The sequence below is a fragment of the Sphingomonas faeni genome (assembly GCF_024273235.1).
In the GTDB taxonomy this organism is placed as follows: domain Bacteria; phylum Pseudomonadota; class Alphaproteobacteria; order Sphingomonadales; family Sphingomonadaceae; genus Sphingomonas; species Sphingomonas faeni_A.
This window is the reverse complement of sequence record NZ_JANBVH010000035.1, coordinates 1-26,251: the sequence shown is the minus strand read 5'-3', so window position 1 is coordinate 26,251 and position 26,251 is coordinate 1. Positions and strand designations below refer to the sequence as shown.

General features: G+C 65.6%; 29 protein-coding genes. 6 read left to right on the top strand and 23 right to left on the bottom strand.

Annotated features, from left to right (window positions below):
• Positions 1 to 154: 154 nt before the first annotated feature.
• From rpsO to rimP, 11 genes are all read right to left on the bottom strand, one after another.
• Complete coding sequence (gene rpsO / locus NLI89_RS16765) at positions 155 to 424, bottom strand: 30S ribosomal protein S15 (protein ID WP_055881152.1); 270 nt, start codon at positions 422 to 424, stop codon at positions 155 to 157.
• 18 nt (positions 425 to 442) lie between these two features.
• Positions 443 to 1,477 carry a tRNA pseudouridine(55) synthase TruB gene (truB, locus tag NLI89_RS16760; protein ID WP_254688077.1) on the bottom strand — a complete coding sequence of 345 codons (1,035 nt, stop codon included), beginning with the start codon at positions 1,475 to 1,477 and terminating at the stop codon, positions 443 to 445.
• Between the two features lie 193 nt (positions 1,478 to 1,670).
• Entirely contained in the window at positions 1,671 to 2,246 is a 576-nt protein-coding gene (locus NLI89_RS16755; RefSeq protein ID WP_254688076.1) for a thymidine kinase, read from the bottom strand.
• Positions 2,246 to 2,635: a type II toxin-antitoxin system VapC family toxin gene (locus NLI89_RS16750; RefSeq protein WP_254688075.1), complete on the bottom strand. Its 390-nt coding sequence runs from the start codon at positions 2,633 to 2,635 to the stop codon at positions 2,246 to 2,248. The genes NLI89_RS16755 and NLI89_RS16750 overlap by 1 nt, the downstream gene beginning before the upstream one ends.
• A complete protein-coding gene (locus NLI89_RS16745; protein WP_254688074.1) occupies positions 2,632 to 2,901 on the bottom strand; it encodes an AbrB/MazE/SpoVT family DNA-binding domain-containing protein in 270 nt (89 codons plus the stop codon). Before NLI89_RS16745 ends, NLI89_RS16750 begins: the two co-directional genes overlap by 4 nt.
• Before the next feature lie 31 nt (positions 2,902 to 2,932).
• Positions 2,933 to 3,322 (bottom strand): 30S ribosome-binding factor RbfA, encoded by a 390-nt coding sequence (gene rbfA / locus NLI89_RS16740; protein WP_302675837.1) that lies wholly within the window; start codon positions 3,320 to 3,322, stop codon positions 2,933 to 2,935.
• Between the two features lie 127 nt (positions 3,323 to 3,449).
• Entirely contained in the window at positions 3,450 to 6,287 is a 2,838-nt protein-coding gene (infB, locus tag NLI89_RS16735) for a translation initiation factor IF-2 (RefSeq protein ID WP_254688073.1), read from the bottom strand.
• Positions 6,284 to 7,024, bottom strand: a complete 741-nt coding sequence (locus NLI89_RS16730; protein ID WP_254688072.1) for a DUF448 domain-containing protein — start codon at positions 7,022 to 7,024, stop codon at positions 6,284 to 6,286. Before NLI89_RS16730 ends, infB begins: the two co-directional genes overlap by 4 nt.
• Positions 7,025 to 7,199: 175 nt before the next feature.
• On the bottom strand, positions 7,200 to 7,439 hold the full coding sequence (locus NLI89_RS16725; protein WP_254688071.1) for a tautomerase family protein: 240 nt from the start codon (positions 7,437 to 7,439) through the stop codon (positions 7,200 to 7,202).
• Positions 7,439 to 9,214 (bottom strand): transcription termination factor NusA, encoded by a 1,776-nt coding sequence (gene nusA, locus NLI89_RS16720; RefSeq protein ID WP_254688070.1) that lies wholly within the window; start codon positions 9,212 to 9,214, stop codon positions 7,439 to 7,441. Before nusA ends, NLI89_RS16725 begins: the two co-directional genes overlap by 1 nt.
• The gene (gene rimP / locus NLI89_RS16715; RefSeq protein WP_254688069.1) at positions 9,214 to 9,804 is read right to left on the bottom strand and encodes a ribosome maturation protein RimP; all 591 of its coding nucleotides are present in this window, start codon (positions 9,802 to 9,804) and stop codon (positions 9,214 to 9,216) included. The genes nusA and rimP overlap by 1 nt, the downstream gene beginning before the upstream one ends.
• Before the next feature lie 178 nt (positions 9,805 to 9,982).
• Here rimP and NLI89_RS16710 point away from each other — a divergent pair, with 178 nt between their 5' ends.
• Positions 9,983 to 11,107 (top strand): PQQ-dependent sugar dehydrogenase, encoded by a 1,125-nt coding sequence (locus NLI89_RS16710; RefSeq protein WP_254688068.1) that lies wholly within the window; start codon positions 9,983 to 9,985, stop codon positions 11,105 to 11,107.
• 164 nt (positions 11,108 to 11,271) lie between these two features.
• Here the strand turns inward: NLI89_RS16710 and NLI89_RS16705 are convergent, their stop codons facing one another.
• Together NLI89_RS16705 and NLI89_RS16700 are read right to left on the bottom strand one after the other, a co-directional pair.
• Positions 11,272 to 11,661 carry a PaaI family thioesterase gene (locus NLI89_RS16705; RefSeq protein WP_254688067.1) on the bottom strand — a complete coding sequence of 130 codons (390 nt, stop codon included), beginning with the start codon at positions 11,659 to 11,661 and terminating at the stop codon, positions 11,272 to 11,274.
• Positions 11,658 to 12,113 carry a PaaI family thioesterase gene (locus NLI89_RS16700; RefSeq protein WP_121904285.1) on the bottom strand — a complete coding sequence of 152 codons (456 nt, stop codon included), beginning with the start codon at positions 12,111 to 12,113 and terminating at the stop codon, positions 11,658 to 11,660. Before NLI89_RS16700 ends, NLI89_RS16705 begins: the two co-directional genes overlap by 4 nt.
• Before the next feature lie 94 nt (positions 12,114 to 12,207).
• On the opposite strand from NLI89_RS16700, the gene NLI89_RS16695 reads away from it, so the two are divergent.
• The gene (locus NLI89_RS16695) at positions 12,208 to 12,990 is read left to right on the top strand and encodes a crotonase/enoyl-CoA hydratase family protein (RefSeq protein WP_254688066.1); all 783 of its coding nucleotides are present in this window, start codon (positions 12,208 to 12,210) and stop codon (positions 12,988 to 12,990) included.
• Positions 12,991 to 13,297: 307 nt separating this feature from the next.
• On the opposite strand, the gene NLI89_RS16690 is transcribed toward NLI89_RS16695, so the two are convergent.
• From NLI89_RS16690 to NLI89_RS16645, 10 genes are all read right to left on the bottom strand, one after another.
• Positions 13,298 to 13,663 (bottom strand): hypothetical protein, encoded by a 366-nt coding sequence (locus NLI89_RS16690; RefSeq protein ID WP_254688065.1) that lies wholly within the window; start codon positions 13,661 to 13,663, stop codon positions 13,298 to 13,300.
• Entirely contained in the window at positions 13,663 to 14,079 is a 417-nt protein-coding gene (locus tag NLI89_RS16685; protein WP_254688064.1) for a hypothetical protein, read from the bottom strand. The genes NLI89_RS16690 and NLI89_RS16685 overlap by 1 nt, the downstream gene beginning before the upstream one ends.
• A 40-nt stretch (positions 14,080 to 14,119) precedes the next feature.
• Entirely contained in the window at positions 14,120 to 14,845 is a 726-nt protein-coding gene (gene gloB / locus NLI89_RS16680) for a hydroxyacylglutathione hydrolase (RefSeq protein ID WP_254688063.1), read from the bottom strand.
• 7 nt (positions 14,846 to 14,852) lie between these two features.
• Entirely contained in the window at positions 14,853 to 15,269 is a 417-nt protein-coding gene (locus NLI89_RS16675) for a VOC family protein (RefSeq protein WP_254688062.1), read from the bottom strand.
• A 192-nt stretch (positions 15,270 to 15,461) separates the two neighbouring features.
• The gene (locus NLI89_RS16670) at positions 15,462 to 16,223 is read right to left on the bottom strand and encodes a hypothetical protein (RefSeq protein WP_254688061.1); all 762 of its coding nucleotides are present in this window, start codon (positions 16,221 to 16,223) and stop codon (positions 15,462 to 15,464) included.
• The gene (locus NLI89_RS16665; RefSeq protein ID WP_254688060.1) at positions 16,220 to 16,984 is read right to left on the bottom strand and encodes an alpha/beta fold hydrolase; all 765 of its coding nucleotides are present in this window, start codon (positions 16,982 to 16,984) and stop codon (positions 16,220 to 16,222) included. The genes NLI89_RS16670 and NLI89_RS16665 overlap by 4 nt, the downstream gene beginning before the upstream one ends.
• A gap of 10 nt (positions 16,985 to 16,994) precedes the next feature.
• Positions 16,995 to 17,198, bottom strand: a complete 204-nt coding sequence (locus tag NLI89_RS16660) for a helix-turn-helix transcriptional regulator (protein WP_254688059.1) — start codon at positions 17,196 to 17,198, stop codon at positions 16,995 to 16,997.
• Positions 17,195 to 17,599 carry a hypothetical protein gene (locus tag NLI89_RS16655; RefSeq protein ID WP_254688058.1) on the bottom strand — a complete coding sequence of 135 codons (405 nt, stop codon included), beginning with the start codon at positions 17,597 to 17,599 and terminating at the stop codon, positions 17,195 to 17,197. Before NLI89_RS16655 ends, NLI89_RS16660 begins: the two co-directional genes overlap by 4 nt.
• A 230-nt stretch (positions 17,600 to 17,829) precedes the next feature.
• Positions 17,830 to 18,084: a DUF6356 family protein gene (locus NLI89_RS16650; protein ID WP_254688057.1), complete on the bottom strand. Its 255-nt coding sequence runs from the start codon at positions 18,082 to 18,084 to the stop codon at positions 17,830 to 17,832.
• Positions 18,085 to 18,109: 25 nt separating this feature from the next.
• A complete protein-coding gene (locus tag NLI89_RS16645; protein ID WP_254688056.1) occupies positions 18,110 to 19,519 on the bottom strand; it encodes a UDP-N-acetylmuramate--L-alanine ligase in 1,410 nt (469 codons plus the stop codon).
• 52 nt (positions 19,520 to 19,571) lie between these two features.
• Here NLI89_RS16645 and NLI89_RS16640 point away from each other — a divergent pair, with 52 nt between their 5' ends.
• The 4 genes from NLI89_RS16640 to NLI89_RS16625 form a co-directional block, all read left to right on the top strand.
• Entirely contained in the window at positions 19,572 to 20,387 is an 816-nt protein-coding gene (locus NLI89_RS16640; protein WP_254688055.1) for an LD-carboxypeptidase, read from the top strand.
• 331 nt (positions 20,388 to 20,718) lie between these two features.
• Positions 20,719 to 22,710, top strand: coding sequence for a threonine--tRNA ligase (gene thrS, locus NLI89_RS16635; protein WP_254688054.1), 1,992 nt, complete (start codon positions 20,719 to 20,721; stop codon positions 22,708 to 22,710).
• 134 nt (positions 22,711 to 22,844) lie between these two features.
• Positions 22,845 to 23,348, top strand: a complete 504-nt coding sequence (infC, locus tag NLI89_RS16630) for a translation initiation factor IF-3 (RefSeq protein WP_093398812.1) — start codon at positions 22,845 to 22,847, stop codon at positions 23,346 to 23,348.
• A 540-nt stretch (positions 23,349 to 23,888) separates the two neighbouring features.
• On the top strand, positions 23,889 to 26,251 hold a 2,363-nt coding region (locus tag NLI89_RS16625), incomplete at its 3' end, for a TonB-dependent receptor (protein WP_254688053.1).

Sequence of the window (26,251 nt, the reverse complement as noted above, 5' to 3'; positions counted from 1 at the left end):
GGTTCGAAGCGAGTTGTCGCTTCTGGCCAGTTCACCGAATTGTGTCCTGGCGCTTCCTGTTCCCCCGCGAAGGCGGGGGCCCAGTCTGGACTCCCGCCTTCGCGGGAGAACAACCCTATATACGAAAACGGCCCCCCGAGGGGAGCCGTTCGTGTTACTTGCGGAGACCGAGCTTCGCGATCAGATCCAGATAGCGCTGGCCGTCCTTGTGACGGAGATAATCCAGCAGCGTCCGGCGCTTGTTGACCATCATGAGAAGACCACGACGCGAGTGGTTGTCCTTCTTGTGGCCCTTGAAATGCTCGGTCAGGTTCTTGATGCGCTCGGTCAGGATCGCGACCTGGACTTCCGGCGAACCGGTGTCACCCTCGGCGCGCGAATGCTCCTTGACGAGCTCGGTCTTGCGTTCAGCGGTAATCGTCATGAATTCATGTCCTCGACATCACAGATTGAAACCGCGAACGACCCGGACGTCTCCGTCCTCGACCTCGACCAGCGCGACCGGGACAGCGTCCAGTTCGGCGAAGTATTGGCCATCGTCTGCGGCGATCCCGACCAAGATACGCCCCTGTCGGAGCGCCCCTGCCTGGTCGGGGGTGAGGGAGAGAGCCGGGATGTCGTCCAGCGCCACCCTCAAGGGCAGAAGTACATCTTCAAGCGCGGATGCCTTAGAGAGTTCCTCCAGTTTGTCCAGCGATATCGCGGAGGAGAGGTCGAACGGACCGGCCTTGGTGCGGCGCAGCATGGTGACGTGGCCGACGGTGCCGAGGGCGATCGCGATGTCCCGCGCGAGGGAACGGATATAGGTGCCCTTCGAAACGTGCGCGGTGAGGGTGACTTCCCCAAGCGGGTCGTGTGGAAGGGGGGGCTCCTTCAATTCCTCCCCGGTACGGGGAGGGGGACCGCCGTCCGCTTGGACGGGGGTGGAGGGGGGCTCGCCACCAGCGGAACGTTCGCGGAAGCCCCCCTCCACCAGCTGCGCTGGTCCCCCTCCCCGTACCGGGGAGGATAGCGAATGAAGCGAATGAATCGTCACATCCCGGCTGGCCAGCACCACCTCATGCCCGGCCCGCGCCAGATCATACGCCCGCTCTCCATCCACCTTCAGCGCGGAATACGCCGGCGGCACCTGAGAAATCGGCCCGGTGAACTGCGCAAGCACAGCCTCCACCGCCGCCAAAGTCGGCCGCACATCGGACGTCGCAATGCTCACGCCTTCCGCATCGAGCGTATCGGTCTGCACCCCGAACATCACCGTGAAATCATAGATCTTGTCGCTATCGAGCATCCGCCCAGCCAGCTTCGTCGCCTCCCCGACAGCGATCGGCAGAACGCCTGTCGCGAGCGGGTCAAGCGTCCCCCCATGCCCCACCTTGAACTTCCCATACCCGCCGCTCCGCAACGCGCGTTTCACCGCAGAAACACCCTGCGTCGAGCCAAGCCCCAGCGGCTTGTCGAGAATGATCCAGCCATGCATGCGTTCGGTCCTAGATTAACAATCGTATGTAGCGGGGATCACCCCAACCAACCCCGTCACTAACCCAATACCCGTCACCCCAGCGAAAGCCGGGGTATCCCACGGGTCAGATGACGCCCGCCAAAGGACAAGATCCCAGCTTTCGCTGGGATGACGGTAGGCGGCGAAGCGGCGGCATTTTCGACGCGAAACGCTACCCCAAGGCCTCACGAAAATGCCGCCGACACAGCGCGACATACCGGTCGTTCCCGCCAATCTCGGTCTGCTGCCCCTCGGCGATCGCCCGCCCGCTCCCATCGACCCGCAGGTTCATCGTAGCCTTGCGCCCACACCCGCAAACCGACTTGATCTCCACCAGCGAATCCGCCAGCGCCAGCAACCGCGCCGATCCCGGAAACAGCGCCCCCTGGAAATCGGTCCGCAACCCGTATGCCAGCACCGGTATCCCGACCACGTCGCAGATATGCGCCAACTGATCGACCTGCGCAGACGTCAGAAACTGCGCCTCGTCCACCAGCACGCAGGAAATCGCATCCGCGCCGTGCTGCCGAACCACGCAAGCCCCGATATCCGTCCCCGCATCGAACGCGATCGCCGGCGCCTCCAGCCCGATCCGCGACGTGATCGTCCCCGCCGCGAACCGGTTGTCTACGCCCGCGGTAAACAGCATCGTCCGCATCCCCCGCTCACGGTAATTGAAGTCCGCCTGCAACAGGTTCGTCGACTTCCCCGCGTTCATCGAGGCGTAGTAGAAATACAGCTTGGCCATCAGATCAGCGTCTCGACAGGTAGGGGCGATTGCGCGGCATAGGTCGCGATCCCGCGATCGAACGTCACGAAGCCATCCGCGACTGACCGCGCTGAAACGAGATGGATCATATCGGCCCAATCTGCCCCCGCTCGGTATCGCGTGACCGCCCAGACCAGACCATCGCGATCCGCGGTATGGATAGTCCCCAACTGCAGCAGCGTTTCGATCGCATCGGCCACCATCGCACGACCGAGCGCGGCGCGCTTCGAGAGCACCCATCCGAGTTCGAGCCAGACGGTCAGACCGACCCAGACCGGCGCGCTCAGTATGTCGGACGCCATCGCAGACTGACGCTCGTCGTCCGCCAGGATGAAACGCGCGAGAATATTTGTGTCGACAGCTTTCACGCCGAACGATCGTCCTCGTCGAAATCAGGCGACCAGCTCAATTGCTCAACCGGAATGGCCGGCCCCTCGTACCGAACCCGCGCACGGAGATCGGCGAGCACCTCGGCGACGCTCTTTCCGGTCGTCCTACCCGTCGGTCGCAACACGATGTCGCCACCCGCTTGCAGGACGTCGAACTGCTGACCGGGGTTTAAGCCGAGCGAGTCGCGCACATCCTTGGGGATGACGACCTGGCCCTTTTCCGACATTTTCGTCTGAGCGTTCATCGAGGTAAGATGCGTCTTACCGGCTGCGAAGTCAATCTTCGGTCAGATCCCGCGCGACATGCGGATCGCGCAGCAGCGTGTCGATGTGCGTGCCCTCGTCGAAGCTCTCGTCCGCAAGGAACTTCAGCTTGGCGGCATACCGCATCTGCACCCGGTTCGCGACTTCGCGCTGGAGATAGGCGGTGTTGGTGCGGAGCGCCTTGAGTACCTTCTCTTCGTCCTTACCGAGCAACGGTTTCACGAAGACGGTGGCGTGGCGGAGATCGGGGGACATGCGGACTTCGGTGATCGTCACGAGGTGCTTTTCGAGCACCGGATCGTGCACGTCGCCGCGCGCGAGGATGTCCGACAGCGCATGACGCGCCTGTTCGCCGACTCGCAAGCTGCGGACGGCTTTTGCTTCTGGGGTATCGGTCTTCATAATCTTTAACTCCCCTCCCGCCTGCGGGAGGGGCCGGGGGTGGGCACCCGGCCTCAGCGTATCGTGCCGTGGATGGCGGGTGCCCACCCCCCAACCCCCTCCCGCGAGCGGGAGGGGGAGCAGTCAGTTACAAAGTACGTTCGCGCATCTCGACTTCGAACGTCTCGAGAACGTCGCCGGCCTTGATGTCGACGAAGTTCGACGTGAACGTCACGCCGCACTCCAGCCCCGCACGGACCTCGGCGACATCATCCTTGAAGCGACGCAGCGATGCGATTTCGCCCTGGTAGATGATGACGTCGTTGCGCGTGATGCGTGCCTTGAGCGCCTTGCGGATGTTGCCTTCGGTGACGAGCAGACCCGCCGCCTTGCCGTGCTTGCCCGCCGAGAAGACCTCGCGGATATCGGCACGACCGACGACCGTCTCGAACGCTTCCGGCCCAAGCTCGCCTGCCATCCCCGCCCGGATCTCGTCGATCAGGTCGTAGATCACGTCATAGTACTTGAACGCGACCTTCTGGCGCTCGGCGATCTCGCGTGCCTTGGCGTTCGGGCGAACGTTGAAGCCGATGATCGGCGCACCCGAAGCGGCGGCAAGCGTCACGTCCGACTCGGTGATGCCACCGACGCCCGAGCTCAGCACGCGCGCCTTGATCAGGTCGGTGGAGATCTTGTTGATCGCCCCGACGATCGCCTCGACGGTGCCTTGCGTATCCGCCTTCACGACCAGCGGATATTCGATCGCCTGCTTTTCCTTCAGCGCCGAGAACATGCTCTCGAGGCTGGCAGGAACCGAGGCGGTCCGCTTGTCGGTCTTCACGCTGCGACGATATTCCGCGACTTCGCGGGCCCGTGCCTCGTTCTCGACCACCTGGAACGGATCGCCCGCCGATGGAACACCCGACAGGCCAAGGACCTCGACCGGCATCGCCGGACCCGCTTCCTTGATCTGCTTGCCCTTGTCGTCGACCAGCGCGCGGACCTTGCCGCTCTCGCCACCGACCACGAAGATGTCGCCGACCCGCAGCGTACCGCGGTTGACGAGGATCGTCGCGACCGGGCCACGACCCTTGTCGAGCTTGGCTTCGATCACCGTACCCTCGGCGGCACGATCCGGATTGGCGCGCAGTTCGAGCAGTTCGGCCTGGAGCTGGATCTTCTCGATCAGCGCGTCGAGACCGATCTTCTTGGTCGCGGAGACTTCGACGTCCTGGACGTCGCCGCCCATGTCCTCGACCACGATCTCCTCGCTCAGCAGGCGCTCGCGCACCTTCTGGGCATTGGCGCCTTCCTTGTCGATCTTGTTGATCGCGACGATCATCGGCACGCCCGCCGCCTTGGTGTGGGCGATCGCCTCCACCGTCTGCGGCATCAGGCCGTCGTCCGCCGCCACCACCAGGATGACGATGTCGGTAACGTCCGCGCCACGCGCACGCATCTGCGTGAACGCCTCATGGCCCGGGGTGTCGAGGAAGGTGATCTTCGACTTGTCCTTCAGCGTGACCTGGTAGGCGCCGATATGCTGGGTGATGCCACCCGCTTCGCCGCGCACCACGTCGGTGCCGCGCAGGGCATCGAGCAGCGACGTCTTGCCGTGATCGACGTGACCCATGATCGTGACGACCGGGGCACGTGGGCGCAGCGTCTCCTCGGCATCGTCGATCGTGTCGTTGGCCAGATCCTGGTCGACATCGCTGACGCGCGTCAGGTTATGGCCGAACTCGGTGACGAGCAACTCGGCGGTGTCCTGGTCGATCGTCTGCGTCATCGTGACGGGCATGCCCATCTTGAACAGCGCCTTGACCAGGTCTGCACCCTTCTCGGCCATACGGTTGGCGAGTTCCTGCACCGTAATCGCCTCTGGGACGACCACGTCGCGGACCTGCTTGGCCTGCGGCTCGCGCGGACCACCGGTGCCACGACGCTCCTTCTCACGCGCACGCTTCAGCGCGGCGAGCGAGCGAGCGCGTGCACCATCGCCATCGCCAAGCGCGCGGTTGACGGTGAGCTTGCCCGAAGTGCGACGATCGTCGCCCTTGCGGTCACGCTGCTGTGGACGCGCGGGGACGGCATCGCGACGGATGCCACCGGCCGGAGCATTCGCGCCGGTCGCGCCGGGACGCGCGGCGGTCGTGCCGGCGTTGCCGGTCGTTGCCGGCGCTGCGGCAGCGGGGGCCGCGACAGGCTTCGGTGGCGGCGGAGGACGCTCTGGACGCGCGACTGGCGAGAACCGGCGCGGTGCCGGGAATGCCGGATCGCGGGTCAGTTCCAGAATGGGCGGCGGTGCCGGCGGTGCGACAGGAGCCGGGGCAGGCTTTGGAGCCGGTGCAGGCGCCGCCGCGACCGGCGCGGGCGCAGGCTTCGGCGCAGCGACCGGAGCCGGGGCAGGCGCCGCAGCAACGGGAGCTTCGACCGGAGCCGGCGCAGGCGTCGGTGCCGCGACCGGAGCGGGAGCCGCTTCGACGACGGGGGCTGGTGCAGGCGCAGGGGCCTCGACCGGCTTCGGCGCCTTGGCTTCCGCCTCGGCGCGCGCACGCTCGGCGGCGCGGTTACGCTCGTCTTCGATCGCCTTGGCCCGTTCGGCCTCCTGGCGACGACGCCCTTCTTCCAGCGTGTTCATGCGCTGCTCTTCGGCCTCGCGGAGCAGCTTGGCCTGGCGCTCCTGCGGCGACAGATTGCTCTGCTGCTGGCGCACGGGGGCAGGCGCAGGCTGCGGCGCGCGCGCCTGCGGGGCCGGAGCGGCGGGGGCCGCAGCCGGGGCGGGCGCGGCAACCGGGGCGTCCGCGACCTGCACGTCGGGCTCGCCCGGACGGCGCAGGACGCGCGCACGCTTGGTTTCCACGATCACCGTATTCGATCGGCCGTGGCTGAAGCTCTGCTTCACCTGGCCGGTCTCGACCGTGCGCTTCACACCCAAAGGTGCGCGCATGCCAAGTTTCGGCTTCTCGTTGTCCGTGTCGCTCACTCAAATTCCTCAGTCATGTCCACGGCCGGGCGTTGTCCGGTCGATCCGGACGCCCCTATATTTTGTGACGCCGATGCGCCCTGCGAGGCCGTTTCGCAAGACACGGAAGAAGGTTCGGAGCCGATAAAATGCAGCCAACGGTCGAGCGCTTCGCTCACCCGCTTTGCTGCAGCGCGGTCTGTCAGGCCGATGTGTACCACATTTTCCCGTCCCAGCGCCAACGCCAATATGGTGCGCGACACAGGGAGTGCCAACCCCCGCAAACCCGAGCCTTCGACATCGTTGCCGATGCGCCACGCCTGATCGAGCTTGCGGTTGCCATCCTCGGCCGCGTCGGACGCATGATACAGCGTCTTCAGCTTCCCCTGACGGGCATTCTGCTCGATCCGGTCGGAGCCGATCAGCACCGTGCCAGAGCGCGATTCGAGCCCGAGCCGGTCGAGCGCGTTACGCTCGAGTGCGGATTCGATCTTGGCGGGAAGCTCGGGATCGATCGTGAACTCGCCGGTCTTGAACGCCCGAGCGAGCGCCCCCTTAAGCTTGCCCTTCTTGATCGCGGCTTCAAGCTCGACTCGAGTCACCCCGATCCACGCGCCACGGCCGGGAGCCTTGGCCCGCACATCGGGAAGAATCTGCCCATCGGGCGACAATGCGAGTCGCACGAGGTGGGGCCGCACATCACGCTCGCCCGAGAGAATGCACTTCCGAACGGGCGCGTCATCATTCCCCTCCCGCAAGCGGGAGGGGCTAGGGGTGGGCTCGCGCTCACCTCCATTGCCGCCCTTAGCTTTAGCCTTGGAAGCGTGAGACTTAGCCGAAGCGTCGCGTTTTGACGAAGCCGGGCGCCCACCCCTCGGTCCCCTCCCGCTTGCGGGAGGGGAGGAAGGCAGGGTTTCGGTAGCGCCTAGCGCCTCATCGGGAGGGTTCCGCATGTGCGTCCTCCTGCGCCGGAGTTGCTTTCGCGGCGTCGCGGTCGACCAGCAACTGGCCGCCCGCGCCGTAATTCTCGGTCGAGATTTCTTCGATCACGATCTGCACCGCAGCCGGGTTCTTTCCCAGCCGCTGCACGAGCGACTGGGTGACGTCGGCGACGATGCCGGACTTCTGGTCCTTGGTGGCGGACCCCGAGATGCGGATGCTGACGAAGGGCATCAGGCCTTGTCGCCCTCGCTCTTCGTGTCGGTCTTGTCCGCGGCGTCCTCGACCGAAGCGTCGTCCGCCGAAGCGTCCTCAGCCACGGCTTCGTCGGCCGTCGTCTCTTCAGTCGCAGTGTCCTCGACCACGGCGTCGTCAGCCGCAGCCTCTTCCACCGGAGTTTCGTCCGCCTCGACTTCGTCAGCCGAAGCCTCGGGAGCCTCATCCTCGAACCAATGCGCGCGCGCGGCCATGATGATCTCGTTGCCCTGCTCGTCGCTGAGACCATATTCCGCGAGAATCCCGCCCTTCGGCTCGGGCCGCTTCGGAGCGTCCTCATTCCGACGACGTGGCTCGACGCGCTTCTTCTCGACCAGCTCGTCGGTCGCGAGATCGGCGAGGTCGTCGAGCGTCTTGATGCCCGCCTTGCCGAGCGTGACCAGCATCGCCTCGGTCAGATACGGCATACCGGCCAGCGCGTCCTCGACGCCGAGCGCGGTACGCTCTTCGCGGCTGGCAGCGTCGCGACGCTCCAAAGCCTCGGTCGCGCGGTTCTGCAACTCGCCCGCCAGGTCCTCGTCGAAGCCCTCGATGCCGGCGATCTCCTCGACCTCGACATAGGCGACCTCCTCCAGGTTCGTGAACCCTTCGGCGACCAGCAGCTGTGCGAGCGTCTCGTCGACGTCGAGCTCCTTCTCGAACATCGCCGAACGCTCGACGAAGTCCTTCTGGCGCTTCTCCGACGCATCGGCCTCGGTGAGGATGTCGATCGCCTTGCCGGTCAGCTGCGACGCGAGCCGTACGTTCTGGCCACGACGACCGATCGCCAGCGAAAGCTGATCGTCGGGAACGACCACTTCGATGCGCTCTTCTTCCTCGTCGATCACGACGCGCGACACAGACGCCGGCTGCAACGCGTTGACGACGAACGTCGCGATGTCGGGCGACCAGGGGATGATGTCGATCTTCTCGCCCTGCATTTCCTGCACGACGGCCTGGACGCGCGAGCCCTTCATGCCGACGCACGCGCCGACCGGATCGATCGACGAATCATGCGAGATGACACCGATCTTCGCGCGCGAACCCGGATCGCGGGCCGCGGCCTTGATCTCGATGATGCCGTCGTAGATCTCGGGTACTTCCTGCGCGAACAGCTTCTTCATGAAGTCTGGGTGCGCGCGGCTGAGGAAGATCTGCGGCCCACGGTTTTCGCGGCGGACGTTCAGGATCAGCGAGCGGATGCGGTCGTTGACGCGCACCACTTCGCGCGGGATCTGCGCGTCGCGGCGGATGACGCCCTCGGCGCGGCCCAGGTCGACCACGACATGGCCGAACTCGACACGCTTGACGACGCCGGTGATGATCTCGCCCGCGCGGTCCTTATATTCTTCGAACTGGCGCTCGCGCTCGGCGTCGCGGACCTTCTGGAAGATGACCTGCTTGGCAGCCTGCGCGGCGATGCGGCCGAACTCGATCGGGGGCAGCGGATCGACGATGAAGTCGCCCAGCGCCGCGTCCTTCTGCAGCTTCTGCGCGCCCTTGACGTCGACCTGCTTGAAATAATCGTCGACCGCCTCGACCACTTCGACGACGCGCCACAAGCGCAGATCGCCGGTGTTCGGATCGAGCTTGGCGCGGATGTCGTTCTCGGCGCCGTAGCGCGAGCGGGCGGCGCGCTGGATCGCGTCCTCCATCGCCTCGATCACGATCGCCTTGTCGATCATCTTCTCCGACGCGACCGAATTCGCGATCGCGATCAGTTCCGCGCGGTTTGCGGTGACTGCCGTGGCCATCAATGCTGTCCTTCTTCGGTCTCGGTGCCCTGAGCATCAGGCTCGGCCACGTCTTGATAGAAAACTTCGTCCGCGCCTTCGGTGGAAAGCGGCGCGGTCGCGGCGATGAGTCGGTCGGTCATGACGAGCTTGGCGTCGGCGACCTGGCTGAAGTCGATCGTCATGATCTTGTGCTTGTTGACGTCGACGGTGATCTTCGTCCCCTCGACGCCCATCAGGTTACCCGAAATCTGCTTGCGATCCTCGAACGGCTCGACGAGGCGGATACGCGCCTCCTGGCCTTCCCAGTCGGCAAAGTCCTGGAGCCGGGTCAGCGGGCGATCGATACCGGGACTCGATACCTCGAGACGATACGCGTCCTCGCCGACCGGATCCTTGCCCTCGGCTTCGAGCGCATCGAACTTGTCGGAGATGCGGCGCGACAGTTCGGCGCAATCCTCGATCACCAGCTGCCGGGTATCTGGGCGCTCGGCCATCACCTGCAACGTCGGATCGGACTTGCCGCCCTGCATGCGGACGCGCACGAGGCTGAGGCCGAGCGCCTTCGCCTCGGGTTCGATCAGGTCGGTCAGCAGGGCGATATTCGCCATCGAAATTCCAAACAGGGCCAAAGCACAGGTGATTGCCGCCGCGGAGCAAGCCCCGCAGCCTCTTCATCTGGCGATGTAGAGAAGTGGTGCCTCTATACGCGGGGTGGCGCTGGTCCGCAAGCGGGCGCAACCTTCATTGGTCACGCCGCGTTTGCGGAGAGGTTTCCGGGAGACAATCATGATTCGCAAAACGCTGTTCGCCACCAGCCTGCTGTCCGCCACGCTGCTCGCCTCGACCGCCTGTTCTGCGCAACCGGCACCGGGGGGCAAGCCGTTCAAGGCAACGGTGGTCGCCGATTTCGAGTCGCCCTGGGCGATGACGGTGCTGCCCGACACGCGCATGCTGGTGACGGAGAAACAGGGCCAGATGCTGCTCGTTTCCGCCGACGGCAAGACGCGCCAGACGGTCGCGACGATCACCGTCGATTCGGCAGGGCAGGGCGGCCTGATGGACGTCGTCCTCGCTCCCGATTTCGCAACCAGCAACCGCGTGTATTTCAGCTATTCGACAGCAGGAGAGGGCGGCAAGGGCGTCGTCCTCGCCCGCGGTCGCCTGCGCCCCAATGGCGGTGGTGGCGAGCGTCTCGGCGAGATCGAAGCGTTGTTCAGCGCCCGCCCGTTCGTCGAGGGCAACGGTCATTACTCCGGCCGCATCGCGTTTTCGCCCGACGGCAAATACCTGTTCTTCGCCAATGGCGATCGCCAGAAATTCACGCCCGCGCAAGACCCTAAGGTCACGCTCGGCAAGGTGCTGCGCCTCACGCTCGACGGCAAGCCCGCGTCTGGCAACCCGCTCGCGGCAAAGGGCTTCGCACCCGAGATCTGGAGCTATGGCCACCGCAACCTGCTCGGCATCGCGTTCGACGCGCAAGGCAATCTCTGGGAGCAGGAGATGGGTCCCAAGGGCGGCGACGAGGTCAATCTCATCAAGCCCGGCCTCAATTACGGCTGGCCCAACGCCTCGAACGGCAGCCACTATGACGGCCGCGACATCCCCGATCACAAGCCCGGCGACGGCTATGAGCCGCCCAAGGTATCGTGGAACCCGGTGATCTCGCCAGGCGGTCTGATGATCTATTCGGGCAGCATGTTCCCGCAGTGGAAGGGCGACGCGTTCATCGGCGGGTTGTCGTCGAAGGCGCTGGTCCGCGTAGACCTGAACGGCGCCAGCGCCGCGAAGGGCGACCAATGGGACATGGGGGCAAGAATCCGCGAAGTCGAACAAGGTCCCGACGGCGCGATCTGGGTGCTGGAAGACGGCGGCGAATCGCAAGGCCGCCTGATCAAGCTGACCGCGAAATAACCACGATGCCACCCCCCTCCCGCAAGCGGGAGGGGCTAGGGGTGGGCACGCGTTGTCCTCGATTGCTGACGTCGCAGTATGCCGCGCCATTATCGCACCGGCAGCCAATGCCGAAGCCGGGCGCCCACCCCTCGGTCCCCTCCCGCTTGCGGGAGGGGAGGAAGTCAGTCCCGCACGATCAGGTAATTCATCCGCGCGGCGGCGATCGGCTTCTCCCGCTCGTCCTGCCACGCGGTCGCCTCGACATTCGCCACCCGCGTCCCCAACCGCGTCACCACGCCAGCCGCCCGCGTAGGCTTGTCCCGACCACCGCGCATGAAATCCACCGTAACATTCACCGGCTTGATCGCGCCGCCACCCTCAGCCTCCAGCGCATGCTGCAAAGCCGCGATCGCCGCCATTTCCAGCAACCCCGAGATCGCACCCCCGTGCAAGAACCCTGGCCGCCCGAGCACGTCATCGGCAAACGGCATCACCAACACCGGAGGCGCGCCGTCCTCGACCTCGACCGACACGCGAAGAATCTCCGCATAGGGCGGCAGGCCGATCGTCATGCCTCGATCCTTCTGTTGAGACCCATGCCGGCGACATCACCGACCACCATGAACGTCCCCGCGACATGCGCTAGCGGATCCCCCGGATCGCCGTCATGCGCCTGCCCGCGCACGAACGCGATCGAGCGCGTGATCCGGTAGCATTCGCCGCGCCCGATCACCGTCTTCCCCGGCGTGGCCGGCCGCAGATAATCCACTCGCAGGTCGAGCGTCGCATGCGGCACGAACGCGTTGCGCTTGATCCAGATCGCCAGACTCGTCGCCATGTCCATCATCGTGATGATCGGCCCCGACGCGATCACGCCGCTCGCTGGATCGCCGATCAGCCGCTCGTCATAGGGCAGCGCAAGCTCCGCCCAGTCGTCGCCATGTGCGTGATAGCGCATCCCCAGCGCGGCGCCGTGCCCGCCGAACCCGCGCGTCGCAAACCATTGTGGATCAAAACCAGCCATGCGCGAGCCTCTACACGCCGTGTGAGCGCGCGCAACATTGCGGGAGGCGGCGGGGGCGTTTAGCGTTGCTGCAAAGATCGAGAGGATCGCCAGAATGAACGACCGGGTCACGATTTCCGTCGCCGAGGGCATCGCCGACGTCCGCCTCAACCGCGCCGACAAGATGAACGCGATCGACCCCGCGATGTTCGAGGGCATCGCCGCCGCGATCGACCAGCTCAAGGGGATGCATAACGTCCGCTGCGTCGTCCTGTCGGGGGACGGCAAGGCGTTCTGCGCCGGCCTCGACATGGGGTCGATGGCGAGTGGCGGCTCGGGGCTGGCGCTCGGCGACCGGACGGAGGAGGGCGCGAATCTTCCGCAGCAGGTCGCGTGGGGCTGGCGCACCCTGCCGATGCCGGTGATCGCCGCGGTCCACGGCGTCGCGTTCGGCGGCGGCTTCCAGATCATGTCCGGCGCCGACATCCGCATCGCGCATCCGGGCGCTCGCTTCGCAATCCGCGAGACGTACTGGGGTCTGGTGCCGGACATGGCCGGAATCGCCCTCTGGCGCACGCTGGCCCGCGACGACGTGTTGCGCGAACTGACCTACACCGCACGCGAGTTCGATGGCGCGGAGGCATTGCGGCACGGCTTCGTCACGCGCCTGTCCGAAGACCCGCTCGGCGAAGCGATGATGCTCGCCCGCGAGATCGCGGCGAGGAACCCCCACGCGATCCAGGGCTCGAAGCGCCTCTACAACCTCGCAGCAGATGCGGACGCCGCGGCGGTACTGCTCGCCGAGACCGAAGAGCAACTGAAGGTGATCCGCACGCCCAACCAAGTCGAGCAGGTCCGCGCCAACATGGAAAAGCGCGCCGCGGTGTTCGCCGACTAAGCCCGCCGTCGTCCGCACGAGAGTGACGCGTAGTCCGCACGGAAATAACGCGTATCCGTCATCCTGACGAAAGTCAGGACCCAGAGTTACTAGGGGGCCGCGTGGTACTCTGGGTCCTGACTTTCGTCAGGATGACGAGGGAGGGGGCTGGTGATCGAAAGGCGCTAACCACTCGCAACCACCCCGGCGAAGGCCGGGGCCCAATTGGCAAGGTCGGAGTAACGGAGCGCCGTGCTCGGTCAGCACCGTCTCCCAATTGGGCCCCGGCCTCCGCCGGGGTGGTGCGGTTTGGTAGCGTAGTGTTCCCTTACTTCACCTTGTCAAACGGCGTAAAATCCCGGAACCGGCAATATCCCGACGGTATCGACATGCCCACCGACACCGTCCGGAACCGATCGTTCCGGCACAACTGCCCGCCATAAACCTCGACGATCACCGTATCGAGCGGCCGCAGCGAAGCGCACTCGCCGACCGGCCCGGTCTTCCAGATCCGCTTGCCCGATTCCCGGTACAGGATCGTCTGCGAATCGACGATCTCGGGCCCGCCGTTCCACTGGATATCGATGCACCGCACCGGCTTGCCCGCCACCCGGTCCGCCAGCGGATCGGAATTCCCCGCCACCAGCGTCCCCACCGTCAGCAGCGCCAGCGCCGCAAGAACCGGCGCGCGCATCACGGCTTGCGATACGGCACGAACTCGCCGAAGCTGCAGCTCCCGGTCGGAAAGCGTGCCACCTGATCGAACGTCTGCGCGATATCGCCGCGGCAAAGCTGCCCGCTCGGCGTCCGCGTCACCAGGATGTCGCCGCGCGCGATCCCCTCGCATCCGCCCGCCGTATCGCTCCGATACACCAGCCCTTTATTCACCCGGTACAGGATCGTCGCGCCGTAGCCCGCACTCTGCTTCTGCGGAAACTGGTTGATACACGTCGTCGGCTTGCCCGGCACCAGCCCAGCCAGCTCCTTCGCCAGCTTCTCCTGTACGCCAGCCTCGCGCACCTGCGCGCGTTCGACCTCCGCCTGGGTCTGCGTACACGCGCCCAGCAAAAGCGCCGGCAGCATCAAGAGTGGCAGGGTCCGCATCCGCATCGCAACGCTCCTCAAAACCCCCGCCATCCCCATACGCCCTTTACCCGCGAAAATCATCCTTCGCCGCACGATACGCGGCAAGTTGCTCGACCGACGTCGCCCGCAGGAACGGATTGGTCGCGCGTTCGAGCCCGATCGTCGTCGGCACGGTAGGCTCGCCCTTGGCGCGCGCCGCATCCACCTCGGCCATCCGCGTCACGATCGCCGCATTGTCCGGCTCGGCGACCAGCGCGTACCGCCCGTTGCTCTGCGTATATTCATGCCCGCAGAACACCTCGGTCTCGTCCGGCAGCACCGCATATCGCTGCATGTTCGCGAACATGTCCGCCGGCGTGCCCTCGAACAGCCGGCCACAGCCCATCGCGAACAGCGTATCGCCGGTGAAGATCGCCGCATCGTCGGCGAAGTGGAACGCGATGTGCCCCTGCGTATGCCCCGGCACCGTCATCACGGTCGCCTCGTGCGCACCAAGACGGACTACATCGCCCTCGCCGACCTGCTCGTCGAGCGCCGGAATCTTGTCCGCCTCCGCCGCCGGGCCGACGATCGTCGCGCCATACGCCTTCATCTCGGCATTCCCGCCGGTATGATCGGGATGCCAGTGAGTCGTCCACACCCGGTCGATCCGCCAGTCGCGCTTCTTGGCGGCGGCGATCACCGGTGCGGCCTCGCCCGGATCGACCACCACCGTCTCGCCCGACAAGGTGTCGTGGATCAGCCAGGCGTAATTGTCGGAAAGCACCGGAACGCGGACGATATCGAGCATCAGCGGATCACCACTTGCCGGTGTTCGGCATCGACGCCCAGGGCTCGGCGGGATCGAGCGCGCCGCCCGCCTGCAACAGCTCGATCGAGATGTTGTCGGGGGTACGCACGAACGCCATGTGCCCGTCGCGCGGCGGCCGGTTGATCGTCACGCCCGAGTCCATCAGCCGCTGGCAGGTGTCGTAGATATTGTCGACGCGGTACGCCAGGTGACCGAAATTGCGCCCCTCGCCATACGCCTCGGGATCCCAATTGTGCGTCAGCTCGACCTCCGCGCCCTCGTCGCCGGGCGCGGACAGGAAGATCAGCGTGAAGCGACCCTTCTCGTTCTCCATCCGCCGGACTTCCTTCAACCCCAGCAGCTCGAAGAACGCGATCGTCTTCGCCGGGTCGGTCACGCGGATCATCGTGTGGAGATATTTCATGCTGGCTCCGAGGGTTGTTCGGACCAGCAGATAGGAACGGGGACAGGGGCGTGAAAGGGCTGCAACCCAGTTCTCCCCCCCTCCCTGAAAGGGAGGGGCCGGGGGTGGGTCGGCTAGTTGGCTGGCGATACCGTGCCCCACCAGCCAACCCACCCCCAACCCCTCCCTTCCAGGGAGGGGAGCAGCGTCACCCTATTTGGCCGGCGTATCGAACTGCCGCAACGCCGCCACCGCACTCCGCCCGACCGCCGTATCCGGCGCCAGCCGCGCCGCCTGACCCCAGGCCGCCCGCGCCCCATCCTCGTCGCCCGCCAGCGCCGCGATATTCCCAGCCTCCAGCTGCACCGAAGCATCGTCCGCCGATCGCCGCAGCGCCTCGCCGATATCCTTCTTCGCGCGCGCCGGATTTCCCTCGCGCCGCGCCAGCGTCGCCGACAACAGCCACGCCAGCGGATCGTCCGCGGCATTGGTCAGCGCCAGGTCGATATCGGTCCGCGCCGATTCCAGGTCGCCCGTCGCCACCAGTGCGCGCGCATGATCGAGCTGCGCCTCACCCAGCGGCAACCCGGTCAGCGTCCCCGCGGTCAGCGCCGAATCGAGCGCTGCCCGCGCCTTGGCCGGTTGCGCTGCGGCGAGCCACGCATTGCCCGCCTGCGCCCAATAATTTGCCGCCCGCGCGTCCTTGGCAAGCTGCGCCTCGCGCGCCGCCTCCTCGAACTCCCCCGCCGCCGCCGGCCAGCTCTTCTCCGCCGCAAACGCGATCCCCGCGCATTCCCGCGCGAAATACCGCCCGCCCGAGATCCGCCAGCGCCCGGCCTCGGCCCGCGCCGCCGCCGGATCGGTCTGCGTCAGCGCGACGCATTGCCGAAACCGCCCCTCCTGCGCATCGACGGGGCCGGCTTGAACGGGGCCAGCTAGAACGGGAGCAGCGGCGAGCAGCAGCGTAAGGATCATAAGGCGGCGATCACATCCTCGACCGCCCGGATGATGAGCGCGATATCGGGATCGCGCGACAGGCGGTGGTCGCCGTCCTTGACCAGCCATGTCTGCACATCGGCTGAACGCAACAGCTCGGCGAGCCGCGCGGTCCGCTGCCACGGCACGTCCGGATCGCGCTGCCCCTGGACGAGTCGCACCGGGCCGTCGAAGGCGATCTCGCCGAACATCAGCCGGTTGGCCTCGCCCGAAGACCAGAACGCGCGGGTGTAGACGGTAGGCTCGGGACCGTAGGGGTTCTTGCGCTCGATCCGCCGGCCGGTCAGCAGCGCCATCTTCTCGTCGGTGGTGAAGCCCCAGTCGGTGAAGTCGGGCGCGGGCGCGACCCCGACCAGCCCCTTGACGAGATCGGGCCGCATCTTCGCCGCCAGCAGCATCAGCCACCCGCCGAGCGACGACCCGACCAGGATCGCGGAGTCTTCGACGAGCGCATCGATCATCGCCAGCACGTCGTCGCGCCAGTCGATCAAAGTCTGGTCCTCGAACGCCCCCTCGCTCTGCCCGCACCCGCCATAATCGAACCGCAGGAACGCCCGCCCCTCGGACTTCGCCCACGCCTCCAGCGTCACCGCCTTGGTTCCGGTCATGTCGGACGCATAGCCGGACAGGAACACGATCGTCGGGCCGGTACCGGGCGTGTGGTGATAGGCGAGCCGAGGGCGCTCCTTGGCGGGAGGCGTCTCGGCAGACGTGGCGGCGGCGGGAGCGATATCGGTCATGCCGCCAGCTTTAGACCGTCTTCGACGGACTGGTGAAGATGTCTTCGATCGCCATCTCGAACAGTTCGGCGATCTTGAACGCCAGCGGCAGCGACGGATCGTAGCGCCCCGTCTCGATCGCATTGACGCTCTGCCGCGAGACGTCGAGCCGCTCGGCCAGGTCGCCCTGGCTCCAGTCGCGCTCGGCACGCAAGACCTTCAGGCGGTTCTTCATGCGGCGCGGCGCATTGTGGCGATGTTATAGCCCCAGCCGATCCACAGCCCCGCGAACCACAGCACCGCCGCGTAATAGGCGGCGATGTGCGGTACCAGCCCGAAGCCTTCGAGAAATCCCCATGCGGTCATGACGCTCAGCATGAACCCGGTCGCGATCAGCGACTGCCGGATCATCAGCATGCGCAGATACTCGTCGGTCTCTTCAACGATGTAGCGGCCGAGCACGAAGAAGATGCCGATCAGCGGCAGGGCAGGCAGCAGCGCCGCGACATAGGCGATCGGTCCGTGCAGCGTGCCCTGCACGAAAAGATGGATCGTCGCGAACAGCAAGGCTGCGTAGACGATACTGAGCAGCATGACGCGGCGGTTGTAGCGGCGGATGGCAGGATTCGTGAGCATAGAAAGCGTCCTTTCGAATCGGTAAAGGAAGCTTGTCACTGGATGGGCGAAGAGTCAATGACGCTTTACAGGCGATCTCGATCCTCTCCCGCCAGGGGGAGGTGGCACCGCAGGTGACGGAGGGGGAGGACATGGAACCGAGGTTGGCGCCAGCCTCCTCCTTCGTCTGGCAAGCGCCAGCCACCTCCCCCTGGCGGGGGAGGATCGAGGGAATGACCGCGCGCCGCGTGTCAGATGATGAATTCGACCGTCTTCATCTGCGTCTGGTCGGCCGCGACCGCGCCGCGCTTCTCGACCATCTGGCGGTGCAGTTCGGCGACCGTCTCGCTCCCCCGGGTCTTGCACAACGCCGGCACGAACGCATGGACCAGCGCGCCGAGGCCGCCCTTGATCATCGTCACGCCGAACCGGCTGGCGACGCCGAAATGCTCGGCATAGCTTTCGCCGACGGTGGCGGGGTGATCGAGGAACAGGCGGCGGAACATCGGCAGTCTCCTGCCGCGCATCCTATCAGCGAGCAGCCAGCGCGTCGACCATTCCCGCCGCCAGCACGCTCAGCGTGTCGTCCCGCGCGCCCATCACGACGATTCGGTCGCCCGGCCGCGCCTCGGCCACCAGCGCGGCAGCCGCTTCCGCGCGGTCGGCGATATGCCGGGCATCGCGACCACCCGCGACGATCTGGCCGACAATATCGGCGCTGGTGACCTCCCGCGTGACCGTCCCGCCATAATAGGCCGGGTCGGGCAGGACGAGCACATCGTCCTCCTCCATCCGCTCGACGAAGGTGGCGATCAGTTCGCGCCCCATCACCTTCAATGGGCCATAGCCGTGCGGCTGGAACATCAGGAGCAGCCGCCCGGGAAACGCGTGGAGCGTGTCGAGCGTCGCCGCGATCTTGTCCGGGTTGTGCCCGAAATCGTCGATCACCGCGACCCCGCCCGCCTCGCCGACGAGGTCGAACCGCCGGCGCAGACCCGTGAACCCCGCGATCGCCTTCACCGCATCGGCCAGCGACACATCCGCCGCCATCGCCGCCCCGATCGCGGCCAGCGCGTTCGACACATTATGCCGCCCCGGCACCGCCAGCTTTACCGGCGTCCGCACGCCGCGCGACACCAGATCGAAGCGGATCGCAAACGGCTCGGGCCTGAGGTTCTCGGCACGCAGATCCGCCGACGCATCGATCGCGAACGTCGTCACCTGCCCGCGCGGCAGGCGGGCGATGAGTGCGATGGCGTCGGGATCATTGGCATTCACCACCGCCGTCTCGGCCTTCGCGACGAAGTCACCGAACAGCACGCGCAGTTCCTCCAGCGACTTGTGATCGAGGCTGACATTGTTCAGCACCGCGATCTTCGGCGCATAGGCCGCGATCGATCCGTCGCTTTCGTCGACCTCGCTGACGAACGCCTCGCCCTCGCCGACCAACGCGCTGGCGAACGGCGCGTCGGGCGTGGCGAAGTTCTTCATCACCGCGCCGTTCATCACCGTCGGATCGCGTCCCACGGCATGCAGGATCCAGCCGATCATGCCGGTCACGGTCGACTTGCCGCTCGTCCCCGCAACACCGATCGGCAACCGGCTGTCGTTGAACAGCGACGCCAGCATCGCCGCCCGCGTCGAGCGGGTGCAGCCAAGCGCGTCCGCCGCGATCATGTCCGGCACGCTCGCCTCAATCGCCGCGGAGGCAATCACCAACTGATCCGCCGAAATGATCCCGCTGCCGTCCTGCGGAAACAGCGCCACGCCTTTGGCGGCAAGGTCGTCGAACTTGGCGGGGACGCGGCCCTGGTCGAGGTTGCGGTCCGATCCGGCGACGGTCGCGCCGCGCCCCGCGAGGATCATCGCGAGCGGCATCATGCCCGAGCCACCGATGCCGACGAAGAAACAGGGCCCGAATGAAGATTTGCTGATATCCATGGGCTCGCGATATGGGCGGTTTGGTAACGGGGCAAGGTCGGGAACACGAACAATGCGCATCGGTGTGCTCGCCGCGTCGAGCCGGACCAATCCCGCGGCGATTGCCAAGATCACCGCCTACGCGGCGACCGCGTTCCCGCAGGTCGAGCTGGTCTTCCACCCGCAATGCCTGGAAACCGACGGTCATTTCGCCGGCTCGGACTTCCGGCGGGCGGCGGCGTTCCTGGAATACGCCAACGATCCCGCGTTCGATGCGATCTGGTTCCTGCGCGGCGGCTATGGCTCGAACCGCATCCTCGCGATGGTCATGCCAGAACTCGGCCGCGCCGCGCGCCACAAGACGTATCTCGGCTATTCCGACGTCGGCTTCCTGCTCGGTGCGCTGTATGCACGGCGGATCGGGCGGGCGGTGCACGGGCCGATGGTCAGCGACATCAACCGCCACGACGGCGAGGCGACGGTCGCGCGGTCGCTCGGCTGGATGGTACGCCAAGATCGGACCGGGCTCGAACCGGGGCTCGACGGGCGCCCCTCGGCGGCGCTCAACCTCAGCATCCTGACCTCGCTGATCGGCACGCCGTGGTTGCCTGACCTCACCGATCACGTGCTGATCGTCGAGGAAGTGTCCGAGCCGATGTACGCGATCGACCGCATGCTGTTCAAAGTCGCCAACGCCACGCAGTTGAAGGGGATTGCGGGGTTGCGGCTCGGCGCGGTCACCGCGGTACAGGAGAACGACCCGCCCTGGGGCGAAACGCTCGACTACATGATGGTGCGCTGGAGCCGCGACATGGGCGTGCCCTATCTCGGGCGGGCAGAGATCGGGCATACGCAGGCGAACCGGGTGGTCCCGTTCGGGGTGGTTTGAAGCGCCGACCCAACCCGACCTTCCCGGCTGATCCAACCCAAGTCGCCCCCAACCCCGACCGTCACCCCAGCGAAAGCTGGGGTATCCCCGTTGGCGGATGCTGCGACCCGAATGGGGAGATCCCAGCTTTCGCTGGGATGACGGGCAAAGGAGGAGGGCGGTGGCAGTTGGCAGGCGTAAGGCGCCGGGCAGCAGCAGCGTAACAGTACCGACGCCAAACAACTGCCTAACAACCGCCCGAACCCAGACATCATGGCTCCAGCGAAGCGGGTTGCCTATATAGGTCGTGCGACGGCATAAGCCGCGCTCTTCCAACACGAGAAAGTCCCCCATGTCCGCCATGTTCCGAATCACGCTGCCCGACGGTTCCGTCCGCGAGGTTGCGCCCGGGACTACCCCCGCGGATGTCGCCGCGGCGATCGGCCCCGGCCTAGCCAAGGCGGCCCTCGCCGCGCGGATCGACGGGCAGGTGCGCGATCTCAACCGGCCGTTCGAAGGGGACACGCAGCTTGCCCTCGTGACTGCGCGCGACGAGGCGGACGCGCTCGAACTGGTCCGCCACGATCTCGCCCACGTCATGGCGGAGGCGGTCCAGCACCTCTTCCCCGGCACGCAGATCACCTTCGGTCCCGCCACCGACGACGGTTTCTATTACGACTTCGCGCCGAAGGACCGCCCGTTCACCGACGAGGACCTGCCCGCGATCGAAGCCGAGATGCGCGCGATCATCGCCCGGAACGAGCCGTTCCAGCGCGAGGTCTGGTCGCGCCAGCAGCTGATCGACCGCTGGACGCAGCAGGGCGAGAGCTTCAAGGCCGAATGGGCCGCCGAACTGCCCGAGGGCGAGGAACTGACGATCTACCGCCAGGGCGAGTGGCTCGACATGTGCCGCGGGCCGCACATGGCCTCGACCGGCAAGCTCGACCCCGCCGCCTTCAAGCTGACGCGCGTGTCGGGCGCGTATTGGCGCGGCGACCAGAAGAACGCGATGCTGAGCCGCATCTACGGCACCGGCTGGCTCAACAAGAAGCAGCTCGACCAGCATCTCTTCCGCCTCGAGGAAGCCGCCAAGCGCGATCACCGGAAGATCGGCGCGGAGATGGACCTGTTCCATCTTCAGTCGGAAGCGCAGGGCTCGGTGTTCTGGCATCCCAAGGGCTTCGTGCTGTGGCGCCAGATGGAGGCGTATATGCGCCGCCGCCTCGATGCCGCCGACTACGCCGAGGTGAAGACCCCGCAGCTGATGGACGCCAAGCAGTGGGAGCAGTCGGGCCATTGGGGCAAGTACCGCGAGAACATGTTCGTGGTGCCGGACGAGATTCCGAACGTCGAGGACGAGGGCGCGGTGTTGTCGGGCGAAGGCGACCTGATGGCGCTCAAGCCGATGAACTGCCCGGCGCATGTCCTGATCTTCAAGCAGGGGATCAAGTCGTACCGCGACCTGCCGATACGGATGGCGGAGTTCGGTTGCTGCCATCGCAACGAGCCGCACGGCGCGCTGCACGGCATCATGCGCGTCCGCCAGTTCACGCAGGACGACGCGCACATCTTCGTCCGCGAGGACCAGCTGGTCGAGGAAGTCCGGAAATTCTGCGAGCTGCTCGACAGCGTCTACAAGGACCTCGGCTTCGAGGAGTATGCGGTGAAGCTCGCGCTGCGCCCCGAGAAGCGGTTCGGCGACGATGCGATGTGGGACAAGGCCGAGGCGGAGTTGCGCGAGGCGGTGATGCAGTCGGGTCTGAGCGACACGATCAAGGCGAATTTCGAGGAACTGCCGGGCGAGGGGGCGTTTTACGCGCCGAAGCTCGAATTCCATTTGACCGACGCGATCGGTCGGACTTGGCAGGTCGGCACGATCCAGTCGGACCGCGTGCTGCCCGAGCGACTCGACGCGTCCTATGTCGGCGCGGACGGCGAGCGGCACCGTCCGGTGATGCTCCACCGTGCGATCCTGGGCACGTTCGAGCGCTTCATCGGCATCCTGATCGAGCATCATGCCGGGCGCTTCCCGCTCTGGCTCGCGCCGGTGCAGGTGGTCGTCGCGACGATTGTATCCGACGCCGACGACTATGCGCATCAGGTCGCCGCGACCTTGCGCAAGGCCGGGATCCGTGTCGAGACCGACCTGCGCAACGAGAAGATCAACTACAAGGTGCGCGAGCATTCGCTGGCGAAGGTGCCGCTGCTGTTCGTGGTCGGCAAGCGCGAGGCGGACGAGGGCACCGTCGCTATTCGTCGTCTCGGTAGCCAGGGCCAGGAGCTGATGGCGCTCGGCGATGCGACTGCACGGGTTGCGATCGAGGCGCGCGCACCCGATATGTGAACTAAGGGCCGGCTATTCCCCATCTGTTCGGGCGCGCGTTTCTACGCTATAGGCCGGCCCAAATATTGTCAGAAACTTCAGGAGCAACCCCCATACGTCCTCCCACGATACGCCGGCCGATGCAGACGCCCGCGATGAACGGTCCGCGATTCAACGAATTCATCCAGAGCCAGAAAGTCCGCGTGATCGATCACGAGGGCGAGAATCTGGGCGTGATGTACACGCGCGAAGCGATCGAGCAGGCAGCCGAGCACGGCCTCGACTTGGTCGAAGTGTCGCCTAACGCCGATCCGCCCGTCGCCAAGTTCCTCGATGTCGGCAAGTTCAAGTACGAGGCGCAGAAGAAGGCGAACCTCGCGCGCAAGTCGCAGAAGACGCAGGAGATCAAGGAGATCAAAATGCGTCCGAACATCGACGACCATGACTACGACACGAAGATGAAGAAGGTGAACGACTTCATCGGCGAGGGCGACAAGGTCAAGATCACGCTGCGCTTCCGCGGTCGCGAACTCAGCCACGGCCAGCTCGGCATGAACTTGTTGAAGCGTGTCCAGGACGACGTCGCGGAGATCGCCAAGATCGAGGCGTATCCGCGCATGGAAGGCCGTCAGATGCTGATGGTGCTCGCACCGAAGTAATTTCGCAACGGCTTCGGCCGCAGCGATTGGAAGTTGAAAGGCTGGTCGGTCCCGAGGGGCTGGCCAGCCTTTTTTTGTGCGCGGGGGCGGCGCATTCGGGTTATCGGCCCCTGCGGCTTGCGGCTTGCGGCTTGCGGCTTGCGGAGTGCCCAACGAACAGGTGCGTCCACTTCTTGCCCCTCCCTGAAAGGGAGGGGTAGGGGGTGGGTCGGCCTGTTTGGGGCGCAACGTCGGTAATGCGGAAGCCGACCCACCCCCAACCCCTCCCTTTCAGGGAGGGGCAAGCAGAAGGGGCACATGCGATCGCCGCGGAACTGAAGGCCGTCTCTATCGCCGCCCCGGTTACCTTCCGACCTCACCCCAAACGGTTGCGATTTGAAACTAGGGTTTGGTCGCTGTCACTGTGTGGCGTTTTTGAGACATAACATTCAAAAATCTCTTTCCGTATGCGGAAATTGCTAGACGTTCACGTAGGAGTGCCTCTACCTATCGTCCAAACCATAAGTTCGAAAACATTCGAACACTCAGGAGAGAATGCCGATGCGTATGATCGCATATCTGTTGTCCGCCGCCGCGACCACGGCGCTCGTCACCCCGGCATTCGCGCAGGACGTGCCAACCACCCAGCCCGAGGCGCAGACCGCGACGACGACGTCCGGCACCGCCGCGGGATCGGTCGATGCCGGTCAGCCCCCGGTGGCGCCGCAGGCCGATACGGGCGGCAATGCAAGCGACATCGTCATCACCGCGACTCGCCGTTCAGAGCGCCTGTCGAACGTCCCGATCGCCGTCTCCGCGGTCGGCTCGGCCGCGCTCGAGAACACCGGCGCCAACGACATCCGCCAGGCCACGCAGCTCGTCCCCTCGCTGCTGATCTCGTCGACCGGCAGCGAAGCCAACGCCTCCGCCCGCGTCCGCGGCATCGGTACGGTCGGCGACAATCCCGGCCTCGAAAGCTCGGTCGCGGTGTTCATCGACGGGGTCTATCGCAGCCGCACGGGCTCGGGCCTGAACGACCTCGGCGAAGTCGACCGTATCGAGGTTCTGCGCGGACCGCAGGGCACGCTGTCGGGCCGTAACGCCACCGCTGGCTCGATCAACATCCTGACAAAGCTGCCTTCCTATGACTTCGGCGGCTATGCCGAGGCGACGTACGGCAACTATAACAACGTCCGCATCGCCGGCGCCCTGACCGGTCCGATCATCAAGGACAAGCTGGCCTTCCGCCTCGACGGCGTGTTCGGCAAGCGCGACGGCTATTATTACGACGTCATCAACGACACGGACTATAACGACCGCAATCGCTATTTCGTCCGCGGCCAGTTGCTGTTCGAGCCATCGTCGGACGTCACCGTCCGGCTGATCGGCGACTACACGCACCGCGACGAGAAATGCTGCGGCGCGGTCTATATCAACACGCAGGAAAAGATCGATCCGACCCCCGGCGTCGCCGGCGATTTCGCGATCAACCCGTCGGGCAACCGCATCGTCCAGGTCATGCAGAGCATGGGCGCGGTGTTCCCCAGCGCGGGCGATCCGTATAACCGCCGCATCGCCAACTCGCCCGGCCGGGCCTATTCGAACGTCACCACCGATTACGGTGGCTCGGGCCAGATCGACGTCAATCTCGGCGGGGCGTCGCTCACCTCGATCACGGCATACCGGGAATACAAATCGGGCGGTGCAGCCGACATCGATTACGGCAATCTCGACATCGGCTATCGTGCGGACGACGGTAACAGCTATCGCCAGTTTCACACCTTCAGCCAGGAAGTCCGCCTGAACGGCTCACTGTTCAACGACCGATTGAACTGGCTGATCGGCGGTTATTACTCGAAGGAAGACCTGGTCGTTGCCGACAATCTCAAGTTCGGCACGCAATATGGTGCATTTGCCGCGTGCCGCATCGTCGCGACGGCCAATCCGCTGGCGGCATTGCGCAACCCGAACAACCCGGGCTGCCTGAGCACGACTCCGCAGGCTGCGCTGGGCGGCGCGAACGGGCGGCAGGCGCTCGGCGCATCGTTCGGTGCTCTCGGACCCACGATCCTCGCCGGTCTCGATCGCCTCAGCACGCTCAACAATCTGGGTGATCAGCGCTCGACCTATTATCAGGACAGCGAGAACTACGCGTTCTTCACGCACAACATCTTCAAGCTGACCGACAAGCTCTCGATCACCGGCGGCCTGCGCTACACGCGCGAGGCGAAGGATTTCCACGCCGATTTCAACAACAACAACACGGTCTGCCCGGCTCAGCAGGCCAATCTCAGCCCATTGCTGGCCAGTGCCGCGGTCCCGGCCGCGCTCAAGACGCTGGTCGGTGGTATCATCACGCTCACCTGCACGGGCAACTCGACCTCCGCACTGAACGGCCTCGACCTGAACGACAGTTTCAAGGAAGGCGAGTTCACCGGAACCGGCGTGATCTCGTACAAGCCGCGTACCGACACGCTGCTGTATGCGTCCTTCTCGCGCGGCTACAAGGCAGGTGGCTACAACCTCGACCGGTCGGATCTGACCGCGAACGTCTTCTCGTCGCCGACCAACGCCAGCGTCGCCAATCTGCGCTTCGATCCCGAGACGGTGAACGCGTACGAACTCGGCCTGAAGTTCACGTCGAAGGACTTCACGTTCAACGTCGCGGGCTTCCGCCAGGAGTTCAAGAACTTCCAGCTGAACACCTTCAACGGCACCAACTTCATCGTCCAGAACATCAGCACCTGCGATACGAGCCTGAACGGTGCGGATCGCGATGCCAGCGCGACGACGGGCGCCTGCACGGGCAACGTCAAATACGGCGTTATCTCGCAGGGCTTCGAACTCGAGGCGGGGCTGTTCCCGGCGCCGAATTATTCGGTGAACCTCGGCTACACCTACACGAACACGCGCTTCCGCAACAA